The sequence below is a fragment of the Flavobacterium sp. genome, assembly GCF_046296355.1.
Lineage (GTDB): Bacteria > Bacteroidota > Bacteroidia > Flavobacteriales > Flavobacteriaceae > Flavobacterium.
The window spans coordinates 71872-92503 of the sequence record NZ_JBKBLM010000002.1 but is presented as its reverse complement, the minus strand read 5'-3'; the positions used below and the strand labels follow the sequence as shown (position 1 = coordinate 92503).

Below are 20632 nucleotides of genomic sequence, written 5' to 3'. Positions count from 1 at the left end.
AGAAGTTTATCCCGATTCATCGGGAAGTCCTATTACCCGCACAGAAAGTCCGAAATGAAAGTTTCGGACTTTTTTTGTTACATAGGACGAGAAGTTTATCCCGATTCATCGGGAAGTCCTATTACCCGCACAGAAAGTCCGAAATGAAAGTTTCGGACTTTTTTTGTTACATAGGACGAGAAGTTTATCCCGATTCATCGGGAAGTCCTAATTACCCGCACAGAAAGCTCTAACGAAAGTTAGGGCTTTTTTATTGGTAGCAATTGGTTAATAATATGTTTACAGTTTATTGTTTTTGAGTGTTTTAATTTTTGAAAATTCGATTATTTTTACACCATCAATACTAACTTGATGTAAAATCTTTTATTCTAATGAAAGGGAAGAAGCTTATGATAACTGTGGTACTGGGAATTTTTGGATTTGTTTTATTAGCACTGTCGGGTTATTTGCTATATAGAAATAGTTCCAATTCCATTTCTGCGGAAAAGCAGAAGCAATTGGACGAGGCCATCAAGCAAATTGAGGTTTTAAATGCGGAAATTGTCGAAAAGGATAAAATTGTTGATGAAGCGGAACAAAAAATAAAAACCTTAAGATTTGATACTTATACCTTAACTGCCGGGCAAAATATTCCTATCATAGAAATTGTCGATAATGATTTAAGCGATGGAAGTGCTACAGAAGAAGGTTCCAAAAAAGTTCATAAATTAATGTACCATCACCAAATCAAATTCTCTTTAGTCAACGCCGGAAAAAGTGCTTTGAAAGATGTAATCTTCTCCATTAAGGATGATTACAACAAAGGGAAAGATAAAAAGAAAATGGCCAAAGCCGTTGCGAGTGTTGATTATTTAGGCAAAAAAGTAAATGAAGCCGAAATGGGGGAATACGAAAATATTGAGGTCAATACACTGAATCTAAAGTCTAAAAAATTACTTTACACCAGTAATTTACCTGCGAGTTTTGGCGTAGCTGATTATGAATACCATTTGATTGTGGAATGGAGCCAAGGTTTTTACCAAATGTTCATCAAGATTGAAGAAGTAGACGGTAAATTAAAATACAATTACGAATTTTTTGATGTCAACGGTAATACCATTGATTTCAATAATTTGGAAAACAATATTAATAATTAAAAAGCCGCTCAATCGAGCGGCTTTTTTTTGTTTATTTCCCTGTTGTAATCCAGTTGTTGATTTTCTTTTCGAGTAATGCTAAGGGCAGACTTCCAGATTCTAGTACTTTTTGATGAAAAACTTTGATATCGAATTTGTCTTTCATCTTTTCCTCTCCTTTTTGACGCAATTCTAAGATTTTTAATTGCCCTATTTTATAAGACAAAGCTTGTCCGGGAATCGCCATATAGCGTTCAATTTCTGCTATTATGCTGGCTTCGCTTTCGGCTTCATTGTCTAATGAATATTTAATAGCTTGCTCACGCGTCCATCCTTTACTGTGTATTCCGGTATCAACCACTAATCGAATGGCACGGTGCATTTCGTTGCCTAACATGCCAAAATATTGGTACGGATCTTTGTACAAACCCAATTCTTTTCCGAGACTTTCAGTATATAAAGCCCAACCTTCACCATAAGCACCAAACCAATTGAACTTTCTGAAATCAGGTAAAAGTTGGTTTTCTTGTTGCAATGAAATTTGGAAATGATGTCCCGGAATGGCTTCGTGTAAAAACAAATCTTCATCACCATAATAATTGTAATTGGCTACATCCGGAATCGGAACGTAAAATGTGCCTGGTCTGCTACCATCGGCTGCACCTTGCGAATATTCTGCACTGGCGGTTTTCTCTCTAAAGGCTTCTGTTCTTTTGATTCTGAAAGCGGTTTTCGGTTGTAAAGAGAAAAATTTATTCACATTGGGTTCAATGATTTTGTGTACTCTTTCAAAATTAGCAATTACTTCTTCCGGTGTTTTGAAAGGTTTTAATTCAGGTTTGTTTCTCACATGTTCAAAGAATTCGATAATTGTGCCTTTGAAACCCACTTGGGATTTCACTTTTTCCATTTCGGCTTTGATGCGCGCCACTTCTTTTAAACCTAATTCGTGAATTTCTTCAGGCGTTTTAGTCGTCGTCGTCCATTGTTTCACATAAACATTATACAAGTCATTTCCGCCTTTCAAACTGCCAATACCGCTTGTAGTTCGGCAAGCCGGAACGTAATCCGATTGCATAAAAGTGATAAACTTTTGAAATTGTGGGGTAAGTTTGGTGTTGATTAACGTAGCGTAAGCTTTGGAGAATTTGTCTTTTTGCATTTGAGTGAAATCTGCCGGGAATTTTTTGCAACTCGAGTAGAATAAGTTCTCTTCCACGTTAGGGGTGATTACATCCTGAAATTGCGGAATTATTTTTTCAGCCAAAGCTCTTGGTAAGACTACTTTTTCTTGAATCCCTTTTTTCATGTACACCATTGCTGAGTCAAGCCAAACAGTGTAAGCATCCATTCTTTTTAGGAAGTTTTGATAGTCTTTTTCGGTTTTGAATGGTTGGGCGCTTTCGGCACTGGCGAATTGTCCCATCGTCAAATGAGTTCCCCAAAACTGATGAATAGGGGTTAAATTGGCATTCTGCTTTAGTAAATCTTTTCCAACGGAAACTTCCCAAGCGATGATATCAAAACTGTTTTTTTCTTCTTCTGACAAGGATGTAGTGTCAATGCTTGCTAATTCTTGTTCGTATTTAGCGTAAAATTCAGCTTGTTTTTTTCGGTGGTAATCGGTCATTTCAAAAACCAGTTGGTCATTGAATTGGCTTTGGCCGTTTTGAGTAGCTTCTAAAGGGTTTAAAGCATTTTTGTACTCAAAATAGCTTTTGGTTATGGCATTGATGTCGCCTGTTTTTTCTTCAGATTTGCAGTTTACAAAAAGCAGTGACGATAAAATCATTGCTGAAAATAAATATAAGTTTCTCATGTTTAATAGTTTAGTTGAGGTAAAGCTATTGGTTTTTAGTGAATGGTTTTGTTAACAGAATGATAAATTATCCGTGATAGACGCGAGATGCGATGATTCGGTTTTCTTTAATTTCTAAAACTTCTGCGACTAACATATTGTCTTCGTTTTCTACGGTTCGAATGTATTCCATAAAAACGCGATCCGAATTGGAAGTCAGCGAAGTGACTTTATAGTTTAAAGTTGGTAAACGGTCGAAAGCATCCTGCCACCAAGAGCGCAAAGCGTCTTTTCCGGTTACCAAACCATTGGTTTCCGGATGGCGAATTTTTAGTTTTGGACTAAAGTGTTCGGCTTCATCGTCGTATAATGACAATAGTTTTTCAAGGTTGTGGGCATTGAAGGCTTCAAACCAAAGATGGGCAATCGAGAGATTTTTTTCTGCTGACATAAGTTTTGTTTTTTACCGCATAGAATCATAGTTATTTGTTTTAAGATTCTTATAGATAAAATTGAATCTATGTTTCTATGTGGTTTAACTTTTAAAATAAAAAATCCCAAGTAAATGGGATTTTTATAATGGTAAATGTATGATAATTTTTTAAACGTTTTTCAAATTGATAATTTCCTGTTCTGTCAGGAATCGCCAATTGCCACGTGGTAAATTCTTTTTGGTCAAACCGGCAAAAGCCACACGGTCGATTTTTAAGACATCGTATTTGAAGCTTTCAAAAATGGCACGGACTACTTTTACGTTGGGCGTTCTCAATTTCAACCCGATTTCTGTTTTAGCTTCGCCTTCGATATAAGAGATTTCGTCTACGTATAATTTGTGTCCATCAAGCGTTACGCCATTGGAAATCTTTTCTAAATCTTCAAACTTTAAATTTTTGTCTAAAGAAACTTGGTAGATTTTAGCTGATTTTTGATTCGGCAAGCTGAATTTTCTAACCATATCGGTATCGTTGGTGAAAATCAACAAACCTGTTGTGTTTTTGTCCATGCGCCCAATCGGTTGGATTTTGGCGTTGGTGGCACCGCGAACCAATTCCAATACATTTCTGTAATCGTCGTTGTCTTCGTTGGAAGTCGTAAAGTTTTTGGGTTTGTTAAGCAAAATATATTCTTTGCGTTCCGGGGTTAAAGTGGCTCCGTCAAAGTTCACTACATCGCCCGGTTTTACTTTGTAACCCATTTCGGTGATTACAATATTGTTCACTTTCACATTCCCGGATTGGATGTAAATATCGGCATCACGGCGGGAGCAAACTCCTGAATTGGAAATGTATTTATTCAAACGAATGTCATCCGATTTTAAAGGTTTCGGGACATTGTTTTGTGCTGCTTTAGCAGGCTTTGGTGTTCTTTTTGCAGCGGCATCTTCAGTGGTTGGCTTGGTTTTTTTCGGGCCTTGCGCTCTTTTTTGCATGGCTGGTTTAGGCTTATTGGAGCTTGGTCGCGAACTGTTCGGACGTGAACCGCCTCTTTTATTATTGCCTTCATTCTTGTTCATAAATTCTGTAATTTAGGTGCAAAGATACGTATTTCAGAGTCTTATACCGCCGATTAAAATGCTATGGTTTGTTTTTAGCCCCGGTTGCAATGAAAATCCTCGCAGAGATTGTAATGGAAAACGGGAATAAGGTTTAGCAATTGCCCTGAACTTTCGCTCCTAACGAACAATCGTTTCGACGATTTTTTTACCGTGAATTAAGACTGATGGATTGATGAGTACGATGCAAAATACGCCCGAAACCACTAGGAATTTCAAAATGTTGTGCAGTTTTAGGTAATCGGGTTTGGAGTTGGAATTCCAAAGTTTTTGCAGGAAGAAAATCAGGACAATCATGCTGACGTAGAAGTAGATGTCCATGTAACCAACTTCGAAAACCTCGACCAAATAATAAATGGGAATGATCGTAGAAACGGTTAACAAGGTGATGATTTTTTTGGAAAACGCTTCGCCGAAAAGCACGGGAATGGTCTGGTAATCGTTGGCTATATCTCCTTTGATGTTTTCTAAATCCTTAATCATTTCTCGGATGAGAATGAGTAAAAAGAGAAAAGTGGCGTGGGCAAATATCTGTGGATAAAGATTTTTATAATACAAAAGAATGGCGAAGAAAGGCAAAACGGCTAGGAATGATGCGGTTAAATTGCCTACGATAGTGATTTTTTTGAGTTTGTGCGAATAGAACCAAATCAGGAAAATGTAAACGGAAAAGAATAGAACCGCTCTAAAAGAAACTAAGAAAGCCAGCAAGAAGACGATGAAATTTACGGTAAAATAAACTTGCAGTTTGGTTTTTTGGCTGACCAATCGGTCGAGTTGGGATTTGTTGGGGCGATTGATTAAATCTTTTTTGCTGTCGTAAAAATTGTTGATGATATAGCCTGAAGCAATGGTTAATCCGGAAACCAAAACAATGATAAACAAGTTGAAATCGAGCAAGACATCGAGTGCTCTTTTTTCGGGAGCCAAAATGAATATGGCCGATAAATATTGGGCTAAAGCAATTACGGGGATGTTATAACCGCGAACCACCGAAAACATGCTGATGATTTTCAGTAAAGTGTGTTTGGTTTTTCGGCTTAACATTAGAAACCCATTAGAATTGGTAAACCACTTCCAATTTGTAATCTTTGAGGGATTTTTTTGCCTTTTCTAAATCTTCGGTGAAGCCAAGAATATAACCGCCTCCGCCTGAACCACAAAGTTTTAGGTAGTAATCATTGGTGTCAATTCCTTGTTGCCAAACGCCGTGAAACGCTTCGGGAATCATTGGTTTGAAGTTGTTCAAGACTACTTTAGACAATTGTTTTGTGTTGGCAAATAAAGATTTCATATCGCCGCCGAGGAAATTTTCCACACAAGCGTCGGTGTATTTGATAAATTGCGATTTCAGCATTTTGCGGAAACCTTCTTCTTTTAGGTTTTCCATGAAGATGTTCACCATTGGAGCGGTTTCGCCTACGATTCCTGAGTCTAACAAAAACACTGCGCCTTTTCCTGTCGCGCTTTGTGACGGAATGCCGGTCGCTTCGATATTGTCTTTAGAATTAATCAGAATCGGAATGCTCAAATAGCTGTTTAAAGGGTCAAGACCGGAACTTTTTCCGTGGAAGAAAGACTCCATTTGAGAAAAAATCGTTTTGAGTTGCAATAATTTTTCGCGGGTTAAGTTTTCTAAAACTGTGATTTTATCGTTGGCATATTTGTCATAAATCGCCGCAACCAAAGCACCGCTGCTTCCAACACCGTATCCTTGCGGAATACTGGAATCAAAATACATGCCGCGTTCCACATCGGTTTTTAGAACGTCTAAGTTGAAAGTCACTAATTCGGGTTGGTCTTTTTGGAGTTGCTCCAAATAGGTTGCAAAGCGACGCAAACTCGCGTTAGATTTAATCGCTTCTTCGGATGGATTTTCGTCCACTTTCAAAGCGCCGTTGTAAAAGTTGTAAGGAATGGATAAACCTTTAGAATCCTTTATAATTCCGTATTCTCCGAAGAGAAGAATCTTTGAGTAAAATAATGGTCCTTTCATATTTTTTTAATTGCTCCTGTTCCAATAGCATCACAAATATAGTTACCATTTTGACAATAGCCAACTAATTCTGTAGTAATAAATTGCATCACTTCAACTCTAACGTTTTCGGGATACAAAACATGCACATTGGCACCGGCATCGAGGGTAAAACATATAGGAATATTCGTTTCGTTTCTGAATTTCCAAATTTTATTAATGATTTCCAAGGTGTTGGGTTTCATTAAGATAAAATAAGGAATTGAGGTCATCATCATTGAGTGTAGCGTTAAGGCTTCGCTTTCGACAATTTTGATGAAATCGGTTAAATCACCGCTTTCTAAAACTTTTTTGATAGCCGATAAATTTTGATGTGCTTGCGCGAATCTTTGTTCGGCAAACGGATGGTTGTGCATTAAATCGTGTCCGACGGTGCTCGATACTTGCTTTTCGCCTTTGTCAACTAAAAGAATTGTGTCTTGGTAATTTTTGAAATTTTCGTGAATCTTGGCTGGAAATTCTACGCCAAATAAATCAGAACTGCCTTCAATTTCAGTATGATTTCCCCAAACTACAACACTTCCTTTTACACTTCGGCAAGCGCTTCCAGAACCTAATCTTGCTAAGAAAGAAGCTTTTTGGTTGAAGAAGTTTTCGGTCATTTCGGGATGCAAAGCTTTTTCCAAAGACATAATGTTCATTGCCAAAGCTGCCATTCCTGAAGCAGAAGAGGCAATGCCTGAGCTGTGTGGGAAAGTGTTTTCGGTATCGATGGTGAAATGATAATCCTTCAGATAAGGACAATAAACATCAACTCGTTCTAGAAACTTTTGGATTTTCGGTTTGAAATCTTCTTTGGGTTGACCATCGAAAAGTAAATCGAAGGAGAAATTACTATCGCTTTGTTTTTTGGCGAAAGCCAATTTGGTAATCGTTTTACAATTGTTCAAAGTAAAACTAATGGAAGGATTGGCCGGAATTTGGTTTTCTTTTTTGCCCCAATATTTGACTAAAGCAATATTGCTCGGCGCACTCCATTGAAAACTTCCGTTTTCGATAACCGTTGAAAATGGCTTTGCCATAAAATCCTTTTCGGAAAGCATAGGTTTGAAATTTAACTTCGTTCAGTTCGACCAAAAATGGTCTCTAGCGGACAAAGATACATTTTTTATAAAAGGAACATTATTTTGTTTAGTATATTTGAACAATATTTAAACAAAAATAATATGCAAAAGATTTTAAGAATTGTGCTCGTTGTGGCTACGTGTTTGACTATTGGTTATTTGTCGGGTATGGTTACTCGTGAAAGCATAACGACTTGGTATCCGACTTTAGTCAAGCCTTTTTTTAATCCGCCGAATTGGATTTTTGCTCCGGTTTGGACAATGCTTTATATTATGATTGGTGTTGCCGGCGGGATGATTTGGAACCGAATTGATACCGATGAGGAGAATGTCAAGAAAGCTTTTAAGTTTTTTATGTACCAATTGGCTTTGAATGCGCTTTGGTCTTATTTGTTCTTTGGATTGCACAATCCGTTATTGGCTTTAATTGAAATCATTTTGCTTTGGTTGGTGATATTTGAAACCTACAATCAGTTTAAGAAAATTGACAAAGTTGCCGGAATGCTCTTTATTCCGTATTTGGCTTGGGTCAGTTTTGCCACAGTGCTCAACGCGAGTATTTGGTGGTTGAATAAATAAAAAAATCCCGTCTCGATAAAAGACGGGATTTTTTATATCTAAGAATATTCAATTATTGAATGACTAATTTTTTAATCGTTTTTAGGTTGTTTTCAGTGTTGATTTCTACCAAATAAACGCCTTTCGATAAATCGCTTACATTCAAATTGATATTCTCGTTTGATTGTACTGGTACTGTTTTGATTGCTTTTCCTAAAATGTCGTAAAGCACTATGGTACTAATATTTTCAGTAGTATTTACCAAACTAATTTGAACATTGTTAGTAGCTGGGTTAGGATATAAAACCAGATTTCCATCATCAAAAGTCGTATTGCTCAATGCGTTCAAGAATTTGGTGTTAAAGGTATTCGTAACAATAGCCGGATTAGAGTCAAAGTAAATCGAGGCATTGTTTGGAATAATGTCACCCACTTGGAAACCCGGATTGGCTTTGATTTTGAATTGAACATAACCATTACTACCGTTGGCATTAACCGTTGAAGAAGGAAGATAGATGTTTTTGAATTCCCATTCCAAATGATTGCCGTTTCTGATCATCGTGTAGTTGTGGCTTGAACTAACCATTCTAACGCTTTCTTCGTCTAATTGGGAATCAAGCAAATCTTCAATTCGAATATCTATCGCACTTGCCGTTCCGTTATTTTGGAATCTAATAGTATAAAATAAATAATCGTCAGCGGTAAACTCATTGATTCGGATTTTATCGCCATGTGCTTCCATTTTGTCATTTGGGTCCCAAGAATTCACCACAATCTGTGAATTAGTATACGAATTATTAACCAAATTAATATCACTCGCAATAGCTGTAATCGTAGCGGTAGCCGTTAATAAATCGTTTAAATTTACTGTTGGACTAGGAGGAACAGTCATAGTAACCGTGATAATTCGGGTTTCGTTTGGCTGAAGATTGGTAAAGTTATAGGTGAATCCATTCGCATTGTTTACAACTCCGGCCTGACTTACATTGCTAATCGTCACCTGTGACGGTTTTACAAAAGTAACTGTACCATCTGAAGCTGCTAGTCCAATATTTTTATAAATAATTCTGTTTTGATAATTCAAACCCGGTCTTGGCGGACTCACCGGAGCAATAGAAATACTTAGGTCAGCATAGGCTTGGGTCAAAGTTACAGGGAAATACAAAAACTGAGTACCACTACCCACAGCAATACTTATATTGCTGTAAGTTGTTGCGCCAGCAGCGTAATAGGCTGTGTATTCCGGTTGTAATTCATAACTAAAATCGTATGTATTGGTTGGGTTAGTGTCGTATAAAGCAAATTGACCTGTTGGTGAATAGCCATTCATATTGGTACCCGAATCGTTTTGTTGGTAGATAAATGATCCATTAGGGAACAGGATTTCGCTTGTATCTCTAATGCCATTGTTGTTGTCATCTACAAAGGCCACTAAAATTATTTTGTCTGCATCGGGATTACAAGTAACATCGGCAACCCAACCCGCTCCAGTAACTGATGTGTCACTTCTGAATCTGAAGGTCAAACAACCGTCAGGACTTGAGGAAGTAAATGGTCCTGGAATTGTTGTGCCCCAATATCCGCCTGGTAAACCGCCGGGAACATTAGCTCCCGTGTTTGAACTTGAAATTTGAGTTGCGTTGATTGAATTACCGTCAAAAACATACAAAGCATCCCAGTTAGCTTCAGTGTTAAAAGATGAAAATACAACAGTAACAAGTTCTCCAGGAGTAGTTGGGCAAATAGTGTATGTGTTATCAGAACTATTAGCGTAATTACCATTAACACCACCATTGTCAACAAACTGACCACCACAAACCGGAGGCAATGGTTGGGTACAAGCTGAAACACCGACACTCCAATCACTTGAATCACTAGCAGAACATACTGCTCTGGCATAAATGGTGTAACAACTGTTTGGTGAAAGTCCTGTAATAACGAAAGGATTCACAGTAGTCGCTATAAATCCGGTTGTACTAGCATTAGGTAAAGGACTTCCGCTAGGAAGGATGATTATATCCCAAGTACTAGCAGAACCACTTTCATTCCAACCTACGGTAAGCGAGGTAGTAGTAATTCCTGAAATAGTCAGGGCTGTTGGTCTTGGGCATGTTGGAGGCGGTGCACAAGTCACATTGGCAATCCAACCGGCTCTGTTGACAGTGATGTCACTTCTGAAACGGAATGTCAAACAGCCGTCTTGGCTAGTAGAAGTAAACGGACCGGGAATTGCAGTTCCCCAAAATCCACCGGCCAAACCACCAGGAACATTTCCTGCAGGATTTGTACTTGCGATTTGAGACGTAGCGATAGAATTTCCGTTATAAACGTATAAAGCATCCCAAGTAGCCTCGGTGTTAAATGCTGTAAAAGTGACTGTCACTAAATCACCTGGATTATTCGGGCAAATGGTTGTGGTCACATCTGAATTATTTAAATAGTTTGCATTTGGACCACCGTTATCAACGAATAAGCCACCGCAAACTGTTGGAGTTGCTGGTGTTGTGTAAGTTAATGGACCGGACCAATTACTCAATTCAGTTGCGTTACACATGGATCTTACATAAACATTGTAACATGTTGAAGAGCTTAAATTTGTGAATGTATAAGAGTTTGTAGTGACATTTGTTCCGGATGTATTGGCCGTTGGCGGAGCTAAACCGCAAGGAATAGCGATAACTTGCCATTCAGTAGCCGTACCCGATTCTGTCCATCCAATAGTGGCACCGGAAGAGGTAATGTTTGTTGAAGTTAGTGAAATGGGTTGAGGACAAGCAGAAGGAACTCCACAAGTCACATTGGCTATCCAGCCTGCTAGATTTACTACATTGTCGCTTCTAAATCTGAATGTGAGACAACCACTGGCATCCGATGAAGTAAATGGTCCCGGAATTGCCGTTCCCCAAAAACCACCGGCTAATCCACCCGGAACGTTAGCCGCTCCGTTTGTACTCGCTATTTGTGGGGAAGCTGTAGAAGCGCCGTTAAAAACATAAAGCGCATCCCAAGTAGCTTCAACATCAAAAGCTGTAAAGGTTACGGTAACGTTTTCACCTGTATTGTCCGGGCAAATTGTTACGGTACTATCGGTATTGCTGACATAATTGGCATTAGGTCCTTCCGGATCCGTAAACGTTCCTCCGCAGGAAGGAAAATTTTGAGCATAGGAAGTTAAGATTGATGTAAAGAATATAGCCCAAAGACTAAAAAGTAGTTTTGTTTTCATTATTGGTTGGTTTTGACAACCAAATATACTTTATTTTGCTTTTAGTTTTACAGTTATCTACTTAATAATTAGCTTCTTGTTTATTTTATGGTTGTCTTCGGTAATAATTTCTACAATATACAGGCCTTTCGCAAAGGCTGAGGTGTTGATAATAATTTCGGTCGTCAGGTTTTCAGCAAGACTGTAAATTCTTTTCCCTGAAATCTCATAAATGCTCACTGCAGATATAGTTTCGTTAGCATTGCTAATAGTAACAAAATCACGAGCCGGATTAGGATATAAAACAATGTTGTCGGTTTCAAAACTTGGATTGCTCAAGAATTCCACAAATTCTGTATTAAAAGTATTGGTTACAATCGGTGGATTATAATCAAAGAAAATCGAAGCGGTATTCGGAATCACATCACCAATGGCATAACCCGTTCTTGGTTTGATTCTGAAATAAAGATAACCATGACTGTCATTCGGATTGGTAACTGTTGGCGGTAAATCAATATTGTAGAAATGCCAAGTCAGTTGATTGCCCGAACGTCGGGTATTTACAGTATGACTGGCATTCAGCATTTCAAAAGTGTTTTCGTCTAAATCAGCATGAAGTAAATCTTCCACTCTTATAAATTCCGCATTTGCCGTTCCGGTATTTTCGAAACGAATGGTGTAATACAAATAATCATTAGCCGTAAAATCTTCAAAAACTATTTGTCCACCATGGGATTCCGTTTTGTCATTTGGGTCGTAAGAACCTACAACAGTTTGTGATAAACTGGAATTGTTATTGGTTGGAAAAGAATCTCCTGTCAATGGTTCTATAGTAACAGAATTGGTTAATAGATCTCCTAAATTAACGGTAGGAATGGTTGGCACCTGCAGGGTAACATAAATATAACGTTGCTCATTTGGCGCCAAATTGCTAAACGTATAATCAAAACCTGATCCAGTGGTTACAGTGCCGGTTTGTGTAATATTTATAATGGAAACTACCGGACTTTTGGTAAAAGTTATCGTTCCTGACACTACTGTTTGATTTCCTCTGTTTTTATAAATAATAATATTGCCATAAGTAAATCCGGGTCTGGGATTTCCGTTTGGTGTTATCTGAACTTCTAAATCATTTAGGGTTTGAAGTTGTATGATTGGGAAATAATAAGTACTGCTTCCACTTCCTGTTGGTAACATAATGTTGATGTAAGTGGTTGACGAACTAAAATAAGCAGCATAATCGGGATCAACGGTAAATTCTAAGTCATAAGAATTAGTTGGATTGGTGTCGAAAATGTAAAAAACACCTTCATCAGGATAACCAAAAAGGCTTGTTCCGGAATTATTGATTTCGTATTCGAAATTTCCAATATTAAAACCATTTTCACCAGCATCTTTAACGCCGTTGTTATTATTGTCAAAAAAAGAAATCAGCGTTAAACTTTCAGGGCACTGAGCATTATTGGTACAATCATAAGTACAAAAATCCAATGCGCTGCTCCAAGTGCTGACGTTACTAATCGGAGCGTTGCCACAAATTGCTCTTACATAAAACGAGTAGCAGGTTTGTGAATTGAGACCAGTAAAAGTAAATGGATTGGTTACGGCTATAGTACCACTGTTTGCAGATGTTGGGGCTGGTGAGCCTAAAGGAAGGATAAGTACTTCCCATAAATTGCTCGTGCCCGGATTAGTCCAGCCAAGAGTTACAGAGGTGTTAGTAATTGATGTAGCCACCAAATTTGTCGGCGGTTGGCAGTTTTGCGTACAATTTTGAGTATTCAAAGTTAAAGTTGTTGTAGCAAAACAACCGGTTTGCGTGTTATTCACTCGGGCAAAAAGTGTTTGTGTACCGGGATTCACTAAAGGAATGTATCCAAAAGGAATTATAGGGTTGACACCCAATTGAGCATCAGTAATGGTTTCATAAAAAGTGACTGTTAAGCCACCATTACCCATAATTATTTGATTAATCGAATCATTCAAATTATAAATAGCCAATTCAGTGGGATCACAAAAGGAAAGTTCACCGGGATTGGCAATTGGGATTGGGATATGGGTTAATGTTATGGTTGCCAAGTGAAATTCATTGTTGGTATTGTTAGTAATTCTAATACCAATTGGATTTCCTAACCCAGCATAAGCTGTAGGATTAAGAATTGGATTTGCATTGTTTTGCGCATCATTAAACGATTCAAAGAAAGTAACCGTATAATCATTTGGATTAACGGGAGATAAAATTGTTGGAACAACTACGGTTAAATCATACACTCCAAAACAGCTTGATAAACCTGGATAGGAAGTTTGAAATTGAGCATTGACAGTGATAGTAAATAACAGAAGAAGTAATAGTTTTTTCATGAGTCAGCAATTTGGAAACCAAATTTAACTGATTTTGAATTAACTACAATTTAAAATATAAGAATTATTGCATAATTGAATTTGCTGCAATAAATCCGCTCGTCCAGGCATTTTGAAAGTTAAATCCGCCCGTAATAGCGTCGATATTGACAATTTCACCCGCAAAAAATAAGTTTGCATGCAACTTGCTTTCCATCGTTTTGAAATTGATTTCTCTTAAATCAATGCCACCCGCGGTGACAAATTCTTCCTTAAAAGTGCTTTTGCCATTCACTTGGAATTGCCCGCTAGTGAGTTGGTTCGCCAAATTGGTCAATTGCATTTTAGTCAAATCGGCCCATTTGGTTTCGTTATCAATCGCGGAAGCCAAAACCAAACTTTCCCAAAGACGATTCGGAAAGTCAAAAGTCGATTTCTTACTCACGATTTTCTTAGCGTGTTCTTGTTTGAGTTCTTTCAAGGTTTCCATTGCTTCGTCAAAAGTGACGTCGTTGAGCCAATTGATTTCGATTACAAATTGGTACTTTTTCTCTGCCAAAATAATCGCACCCCAAGCCGACAGTCTCAAAATCCCCGGGCCGGACATGCCCCAATGCGTAATCAATAAAGGTCCGGAAGCTTCGAGTTTTGTTCCCTTGACTTTCACATTGGCAAAAGCTGAAACTCCCATCAAATCTTTGATTCGAGCATCTTTAATATTAAAAGTAAATAACGATGGAACCGGTGGAACAATCGTGTGATTCATACTTTCCAAAAGTTCCCAAATCTTGGGATTACTGCCGGTGGTCATGACTAGTTTTTGGCAAGAATAAGTCTCGTGATGCGTTTCCACTTTCCAATAATTGTCACCATGAAAAAGCGATTGTACACTTTGACCGGTTAGGACATCAATTTTTAATTTCTGGGTCAAGCCCAAAAAGCAGTCGATTATGGTTTGCGAGGAATCCGTAGTGGGAAACATTCTGCCATCGTCTTCGATTTTCAATTCGACGCCGTGCTTTTCAAACCATTCAATCGTATCACCCGAGCAAAATTGGTGAAACGGACCGCGTAATTCCTTTTCGCCTCGCGGATAAAATTTGACCAAATCATTTGGCACAAAACAAGCATGCGTCACATTACAACGTCCGCCACCGGAAATGCGCACTTTTTCCAACACGGTTTTGCCGCGCTCTAAAATAGCGACTTTAAGTTTCGGATTGTTTTCAACGATGTTAATGGCCGTAAAAAAACCTGCCGCACCGCCGCCAACAATTATAATGTCATAGTTTGAGTTCATAGTCGCTCGGGAAAATCAGTAATGATGCCGTCAACGTTTAACGATGCCACAAAGGTAATATCTTCCGGCTCATTTATCGTCCAGGGAAAAACTTTAAAGTGCTTATCTTTAATTTTCTGAACGTTTTCAGCAGTTAGCAAATGATAATAAGGATGAATGGAGTAGGCTTTTATAAATTTGGCAAAAGCCAGTGCCAAGTCTAAATCGGTTTCCGTTAAAACACCAATGCGAATTTCCTCATCGTGAAAACGAACTTCCTGCAAAGCATTCCAATCAAAACTCGAAATCAGGATTTTATTTTTGTCGAAAGTGTTTTTGGCCATCAAATCCAAAACAGCTTGCGTGGCTGAAAACTCCTTGATTTCCACATTAATTTCACATCGATTTTGAACCAATTCAAAGACGTCTTTTAAAGTTGGAATCCCTAATTTTTGCAATTCTTTAGCGGAATAATCGGTAACCAAACCCTTGCTCGAAGTTGTTCGGTCAATGGTAGTGTCATGAATCACTATAGGGAATTTATCCAAACTTAGTTGAATATCTAACTCAATCATATCAACGCCTAAGTCTATTGCCTTTTGGAACGAAGCCAAAGTGTTTTCGGCAGCATGACCTTTCGCACCGCGATGACCAATTTTCTGGATACTCATTAGTTTTGAATTCTTAAGTAAATACCAATCAAAAATAGCAGTAAACCTAAGCAAAGACAAGTCCAAAAACCGGACTGCTTGTTCTCTTGATTGAATTTATCATAGTCCGTTAATGACAGGTAACTTTTACCCTTATGAGAAATCGAATATAAATTTATGGTATAATAATTAAAACTTTTGTCACCGAAAGATAATGGTTCTGTCTTGGCTATTTTTTTTTCAAAATCTTCTTTTAACAATGAGATGGTTAAAGTATCTCCATGATTGACTTCTTTAACAAAATCAGCAGCATTTCCTGCAAAAGCATGAGCATCAATGTAAAAATCAAATTCGGAATAATCTTTAAATTTTAAGTGAATAGATGCTGAGCCCTTATATCTTTTGATTTTCAATCCGGAAGTAATAATTTGTTCAGTTAGAACAATTGGAGTGTTATCACTAAATTTAGTAGTATTGATTAAACTTTTTAAAGAGAAGTATAGGAGAATGAAACTTAAAAAGATTAGGAATAAACCAATCTTTCGGTTTAGTGAGGCTTTCTGATTTTCTTCAAAATCAAAATCTTGAGGTTTGTCTTTGGTAATGTTTTCCTTTAACAAATCATAGCCATTATAGTGATTGGACTGAAAACGATACTTTTTAGTGGCGGTAAAAATAGTTAGCTCGTTCCATTTTTCGGTTTTATTCGATCTGGTTACTTCTGCCCATGAAAGAATTGCATCATTGCGAACTTCTATGCGCTTTAATAAAAAACCGAGCCTGAAAGAGATGTAGTTTTCATAAAGAAAAACGCTTCGTTTTTTGATATAAGCAAAAATTAAATATACACCGATGAACCCTATAAAAAAGGCAAAAAGAACTTCAATGAATTGTGGATAGGTTTTGTCAAAAACAACCGAAAGCAAATAAAAAAATCCTATTAGAAATACAATCCCAAAAATAAGATACTCAATAAGGTCTTGAGAAGTTCTGAATTCGTATTTTGGTCTTGCTTGCAAATGTTACAGTTTTTCTAACAAAACTAATGTAAAACCGGTGTCCAAAGTTACTTTACCATTTTCCACCACAGCTTCAACATTCGAATAAGCATCTTTAACTTTCGTTCCATTGGTAAAAACAGTTCCGACTGAAATTTCTTTTTTCCCTATTGGTAAATCCAAACCAACCACTACTTTATCGTTATGGTAATTTCTGCTGAAGACATAAGGCGATTGCGAAATCATTTGGTGCACTCCGGCGCCAACCGCAGGATGGTTTTTTCTAAAGGTACCCAAAAGTTGGTAATGCATCAACAATTTGTTTTTGATTCGGTCGGTTTTTAAATCGTCCCAATTCATAAACGAACGCAAAGTTGCATCGCCTTGAGCGCCTTCAATTTCCAAATTACGAGCGGTTTCGTCTCCGTAATACACTTGAGAAATTCCCGGTGTTAGTAACAATTTGGTTCCCGATTCAAAGGTTTTTTCTCGTTTTTTGTCGAATGGATAGCCATCATCGTGTGACGTTACGTAGTTCATTACAGTATTGCCTTTCAAATCATTTTGCAGGATGTTGGCATACTTAGAAAACAATTCTTCGTAGTTCATTTTGGCTTCGTTTCTAAAATCGAAATTGATTAATCCCGTAAAACCGTTTGCGTAATAATCGACTTTTTTATCGCCGAAATCGTATTGTCTTTTGGCGCCAATATTATAACCGTAAACTTCTCCAACGGTAAAGAAACCATTGTTATCTAACACTTTTGAAGGATTGCTTTTTTTGAATTCGACGAAAGCTTGGTCACATACTTTTTTGAAATCGGACCAAACATCTTCGGTGGTATGCTTAGCAGTATCCACACGATAACCGTCAATTCCGTAGTCAGTGATGTAATCTGAAAGCCATTTCATGATATAATATTTCGGTGCCCGAGGATAACCTGTTTTTTTGAAAAAGGCATCTAGTTCGGCTACTTCTTGTTCGAATCGACCTTCTTTTTTCCACTTTTCGGCTAACATTGGCGGCAAAGCAACGTTTTCATTGCTTTCGGTTTTTACATCAGGAAGATTTTCAACTAAGGTACAATTGATGTAAGTGTCATAAGATTGGTAAGTGCATTTAGGCGAAGTTCGAACCCAATCGCTCGGATAAACCGGGTCGAGTTCGGTTACCGGACCGGTGTGATTGATTACGGCGTCCAACATGATGCGAATGCCTTTTGCGTGGGCTTTTTCGACTAATTCTTTTAAGTCTTCTTTAGTGCCGTAACTTGGGTCAACCGCAGTCCAATCTTTGGTCCAATACCCATGAAAACCATAAGTATTTCCTGTTCCTTCATCGACTGAACCGTGAATCTGTTCTACTACAGGAGTCATCCAAATGGCGTTGATGCCGAGATTGGTAAAATAACCTTCATCTAGTTTTTGAATTACACCGCGAATATCACCGCCTTCAAACCCACGCAATACGCCTGTTGGTTTATTGCGATTGATGATTTTATCATTGGTCGGATTGCCGTTTTGGAACCTGTCGATTAAAAGGAAATAGACGTTGGCACTTTCCCAAACGAATGGTGTTTTGGATTGTTGTTTATAAGTAACTTCTTTGGTACAATTACAACCCAACAATAGGAGTGAAGCGGAAAGTGTAAGCAGTATATTTTTCATCTTTTTAGTATTCAATTTTAATTTCTGAAATAGGTCCTATTGACACATTTACGTTTATCTGCAACGGTTCCGCAAATATTTTGTAAACCTGTTCCTGTCCATTGACAAAAATACGTTTGGCTTTAATATTGTGGATTAAGACAGAAACATCTTTATTCTTTGGAGTAAAATTTCTTCCCGATACCGTAGCGATTTTTATCGTCAGAGATTTGGCGTCGGTTTTGTTTGAAAAGTGGATGGCTTCGTATTGCTCTTTTTCGAAGGCATTGGGCGTCACACCATCATCATTGTAAAGCATCCCTGTAGAATGAGCTACACTTTCATCAAAATAATAGTGAAGGTTAAAGTTTTCCAACGAATAGTTTGTGGTATTCTGTATGGTTTCAATCATCGGAACAAAACTGCCACCACGTACGAAAGTTGGGATAGATGTTTCAGTTACAGGCACAGTTTCGGTCGAACCGGCTGCATATTTTTTACCGGTATAAAAGTCAAACCAATTGTTGCTTTTCGGGAAATAAACTTCGGTTGAAGTTACGCCCGATTTGGTAATTGGTTTTACCAAAAAAGCATTACCCCAAAGATAACTTTCCTTTTCGTTGAGTAATTTTTCATTCGTTGGTTCTTCAAAGAATAGCGGACGCATTAATGGTGTACCTTTTTGGTTGTTGTCGAAAGCCAAAGTATAATTGTATGGCATTAGTTGGTAACGAAGCTCGACGGATTTTTTGGCTTTAGCCTTGGTCTGAACATCTTTATAAGTCACTTCCGAAGCGACATCTTCTTGCGCATGCGGACGGAAAATAGGGTTGAACACGCCGTATTGCAACCAACGCAAATACAATTCGTTGTCGAAATAATCTCCGGCAAATCCGCCTAAATCCGAGTGCATATACGCCATACCCTGCATTCCCATTTGCATAGCGATTTCCATTTGGGATTGTAATCCGCCCCAACTTCTGGAGACATCGCCGCTCCAAGGCATCATCCCAAAACGTTGCGAGCCCGAATAACCGGCGCGCATCAAAATAAATGGTCTTTGGTTTGGAAAATCTTTTTGGTAACCGTCGGCTATTAATTTGGCCCAATTATGCCCGTAAATATTATGCACTTCATCCGCTTTTCCGGCTGCTGTCATGGCTTTGGAAGGGAAAACTTCGGGTTCGCCCAAATCACCCCACATACCGCCGACACCTTGGTTGATTAAGCGTTTGTATACGTTCCAAAACCATTGGTTGCCTTCGGGTTTAAAAATGTCGACTACACTCGTATTTCCGAAATAGAAATCCCAAGTCACGGGTTTTCCGGTTTTATCGGTGACCAATATTTTTTTATTGACCGCCTCTTGCCATTTCGATGAGGTTGTTAAGATAAAAGGTTCTGTGATTAGAATGGTTTTAACACCTTTCGCATTTAAATCGGCTATCATTTTCTCGGGATTCGGAAATTGGTCTTTGTCCCATTCGAGATTGCCCATCGTGCCTTGAACGGTTTTGCCAAACCAATACAAATCCAAGATAATTGCATCTACCGGAATGCCGTCAGAGTTGAATCGATTAATGGTTTTTTCGACTTCTTCTTGGGTGTGATAGCCAAATCGGCTCGAGAAATTTCCGAAAGTCCAGCGAGCCGGCATTGGTTGTTTACCCGTCAAATCGGTATAATTGGAGACTAAATCTCCCCAAGTATCGCCTACAATTATCTGATACGTTTTTCTACCCGAAATCGTTTCGTATTCTAAAGTATTGTTCTTTTTACTGTCTAAATCCAAATGGCCAATCGCGGCGTTGTCGAAATGCACTGCGTACAATTTGGAAGACAAAACCATTGGAATACAGAAGTTCATCAACTCGGCTCGGGTTTCATAACCATAATGGGCTCGGTTGTACAAAGCCAAGCGATTGCCACGACGGTTCATGCCCAATGCTCTTGCGCCACCGCCAAATAAAACTTCAGAATTGTCTAAATTGAATTGTAGAATTTCGGTGCTGTCTTTTTTGATGTAGCCGTTTTTTTCAGACAACAAGACTTTGCCTTTATTCGAATAAGTTATTCTGAAAGGTGATTTATTGATGACTACTATAATGTCTTTAGTGGAAAGCGAAATCGAATGGTCTGTTTTGGAAACGGCTGCTTTTATTTTTTCAGGGGTTTTTATTACGGCATGCGAATTGGGATTGAAAGTTTCTCCGGTTGGTATAAAAGAAGTCTCTACAATTTTATCCGAATATGGTTTTATTCGATAAGTTCCATCACTGGTTTTTATTTCCAATAGATTGTTCTTCCAGCTGTGTGAAAGGTAATTTCTATTCGCGTTTTGGGCGAATGCGAGAGAAGAGACAAGTAATAAAAAAAATATTTTCTTCATGC

The 20632-nt window shown here is 38.1% G+C and carries 15 protein-coding genes; 2 read left to right on the top strand and 13 right to left on the bottom strand.

Translation table 11 applies throughout. The features are described from left to right. Nucleotides 1-371: 371 nt before the first annotated feature. The gene (locus tag ACK4HO_RS02365; RefSeq protein ID WP_409662039.1) at nt 372-1136 is read left to right on the top strand and encodes a hypothetical protein; all 765 of its coding nucleotides are present in this window, start codon (nt 372-374) and stop codon (nt 1134-1136) included. Between the two features lie 31 nt (nt 1137-1167). Here ACK4HO_RS02365 and ACK4HO_RS02360 read toward each other — a convergent pair whose 3' ends face one another. The 6 genes from ACK4HO_RS02360 to ACK4HO_RS02335 form a co-directional block, all read right to left on the bottom strand. Continuing rightward, nucleotides 1168-2934 (bottom strand): DUF885 domain-containing protein, encoded by a 1767-nt coding sequence (locus ACK4HO_RS02360; protein ID WP_409662036.1) that lies wholly within the window; start codon nt 2932-2934, stop codon nt 1168-1170. Nucleotides 2935-3001: 67 nt separating this feature from the next. Next, nucleotides 3002-3364: a nuclear transport factor 2 family protein gene (locus tag ACK4HO_RS02355; RefSeq protein WP_409662033.1), complete on the bottom strand. Its 363-nt coding sequence runs from the start codon at nt 3362-3364 to the stop codon at nt 3002-3004. 150 nt (nt 3365-3514) lie between these two features. After that, entirely contained in the window at nt 3515-4426 is a 912-nt protein-coding gene (locus tag ACK4HO_RS02350; RefSeq protein ID WP_409662030.1) for a pseudouridine synthase, read from the bottom strand. A gap of 159 nt (nt 4427-4585) precedes the next feature. Continuing rightward, entirely contained in the window at nt 4586-5512 is a 927-nt protein-coding gene (locus tag ACK4HO_RS02345; protein WP_409662028.1) for a geranylgeranylglycerol-phosphate geranylgeranyltransferase, read from the bottom strand. Nucleotides 5513-5522: 10 nt separating this feature from the next. Beyond that, on the bottom strand, nt 5523-6461 hold the full coding sequence (locus ACK4HO_RS02340) for a mevalonate kinase (protein WP_409662026.1): 939 nt from the start codon (nt 6459-6461) through the stop codon (nt 5523-5525). After that, nucleotides 6458-7543: a diphosphomevalonate/mevalonate 3,5-bisphosphate decarboxylase family protein gene (locus ACK4HO_RS02335; protein WP_409662024.1), complete on the bottom strand. Its 1086-nt coding sequence runs from the start codon at nt 7541-7543 to the stop codon at nt 6458-6460. The genes ACK4HO_RS02340 and ACK4HO_RS02335 overlap by 4 nt, the downstream gene beginning before the upstream one ends. 123 nt (nt 7544-7666) lie before the next feature. Between ACK4HO_RS02335 and ACK4HO_RS02330 the strand changes: the two genes are divergently transcribed. Further along, the gene (locus ACK4HO_RS02330; protein WP_409662021.1) at nt 7667-8143 is read left to right on the top strand and encodes a TspO/MBR family protein; all 477 of its coding nucleotides are present in this window, start codon (nt 7667-7669) and stop codon (nt 8141-8143) included. 52 nt (nt 8144-8195) lie between these two features. Here ACK4HO_RS02330 and ACK4HO_RS02325 read toward each other — a convergent pair whose 3' ends face one another. The 7 genes from ACK4HO_RS02325 to ACK4HO_RS02295 form a co-directional block, all read right to left on the bottom strand. Beyond that, nucleotides 8196-11348, bottom strand: coding sequence for a T9SS type A sorting domain-containing protein (locus ACK4HO_RS02325; protein ID WP_409662018.1), 3153 nt, complete (start codon nt 11346-11348; stop codon nt 8196-8198). Between the two features lie 57 nt (nt 11349-11405). Further along, a complete protein-coding gene (locus ACK4HO_RS02320) occupies nt 11406-13688 on the bottom strand; it encodes a T9SS type A sorting domain-containing protein (RefSeq protein ID WP_409662015.1) in 2283 nt (760 codons plus the stop codon). Nucleotides 13689-13752: 64 nt separating this feature from the next. After that, nucleotides 13753-14967: an NAD(P)/FAD-dependent oxidoreductase gene (locus ACK4HO_RS02315; RefSeq protein ID WP_409662013.1), complete on the bottom strand. Its 1215-nt coding sequence runs from the start codon at nt 14965-14967 to the stop codon at nt 13753-13755. Continuing rightward, nucleotides 14964-15617, bottom strand: coding sequence for a glycerophosphodiester phosphodiesterase (locus ACK4HO_RS02310; RefSeq protein ID WP_409662010.1), 654 nt, complete (start codon nt 15615-15617; stop codon nt 14964-14966). Before ACK4HO_RS02310 ends, ACK4HO_RS02315 begins: the two co-directional genes overlap by 4 nt. After that, on the bottom strand, nt 15617-16615 hold the full coding sequence (locus tag ACK4HO_RS02305; protein WP_409662007.1) for a hypothetical protein: 999 nt from the start codon (nt 16613-16615) through the stop codon (nt 15617-15619). The genes ACK4HO_RS02310 and ACK4HO_RS02305 overlap by 1 nt, the downstream gene beginning before the upstream one ends. A gap of 3 nt (nt 16616-16618) precedes the next feature. Continuing rightward, a complete protein-coding gene (locus tag ACK4HO_RS02300) occupies nt 16619-18262 on the bottom strand; it encodes an alpha-amylase family glycosyl hydrolase (RefSeq protein ID WP_409662004.1) in 1644 nt (547 codons plus the stop codon). Nucleotides 18263-18266: 4 nt separating this feature from the next. After that, a complete protein-coding gene (locus ACK4HO_RS02295) occupies nt 18267-20630 on the bottom strand; it encodes a TIM-barrel domain-containing protein (protein WP_409662001.1) in 2364 nt (787 codons plus the stop codon). Nucleotides 20631-20632 lie beyond the last annotated feature (2 nt).

Excerpts from the sequence above, each read along its gene's own strand:
- ACK4HO_RS02345 (WP_409662028.1), bottom strand. The coding sequence starts at position 5,512 with ATGTTAAGCCGAAAAACCAAACACACTTTACTGAAAATCATCAGCATG.
- ACK4HO_RS02300 (WP_409662004.1), bottom strand. The coding sequence starts at position 18,262 with ATGAAAAATATACTGCTTACACTTTCCGCTTCACTCCTATTGTTGGGT.
- ACK4HO_RS02335 (WP_409662024.1), bottom strand. The coding sequence starts at position 7,543 with ATGCTTTCCGAAAAGGATTTTATGGCAAAGCCATTTTCAACGGTTATC.
- ACK4HO_RS02360 (WP_409662036.1), bottom strand. The coding sequence starts at position 2,934 with ATGAGAAACTTATATTTATTTTCAGCAATGATTTTATCGTCACTGCTT.
- ACK4HO_RS02340 (WP_409662026.1), bottom strand. The coding sequence starts at position 6,461 with ATGAAAGGACCATTATTTTACTCAAAGATTCTTCTCTTCGGAGAATAC.
- ACK4HO_RS02365 (WP_409662039.1), top strand. The coding sequence starts at position 372 with ATGAAAGGGAAGAAGCTTATGATAACTGTGGTACTGGGAATTTTTGGA.
- ACK4HO_RS02330 (WP_409662021.1), top strand. The coding sequence starts at position 7,667 with ATGCAAAAGATTTTAAGAATTGTGCTCGTTGTGGCTACGTGTTTGACT.
- ACK4HO_RS02315 (WP_409662013.1), bottom strand. The coding sequence starts at position 14,967 with ATGAACTCAAACTATGACATTATAATTGTTGGCGGCGGTGCGGCAGGT.
- ACK4HO_RS02355 (WP_409662033.1), bottom strand. The coding sequence starts at position 3,364 with ATGTCAGCAGAAAAAAATCTCTCGATTGCCCATCTTTGGTTTGAAGCC.
- ACK4HO_RS02325 (WP_409662018.1), bottom strand. The coding sequence starts at position 11,348 with ATGAAAACAAAACTACTTTTTAGTCTTTGGGCTATATTCTTTACATCA.
- ACK4HO_RS02320 (WP_409662015.1), bottom strand. The coding sequence starts at position 13,688 with ATGAAAAAACTATTACTTCTTCTGTTATTTACTATCACTGTCAATGCT.
- ACK4HO_RS02350 (WP_409662030.1), bottom strand. The coding sequence starts at position 4,426 with ATGAACAAGAATGAAGGCAATAATAAAAGAGGCGGTTCACGTCCGAAC.
- ACK4HO_RS02295 (WP_409662001.1), bottom strand. The coding sequence starts at position 20,630 with ATGAAGAAAATATTTTTTTTATTACTTGTCTCTTCTCTCGCATTCGCC.
- ACK4HO_RS02310 (WP_409662010.1), bottom strand. The coding sequence starts at position 15,617 with ATGAGTATCCAGAAAATTGGTCATCGCGGTGCGAAAGGTCATGCTGCC.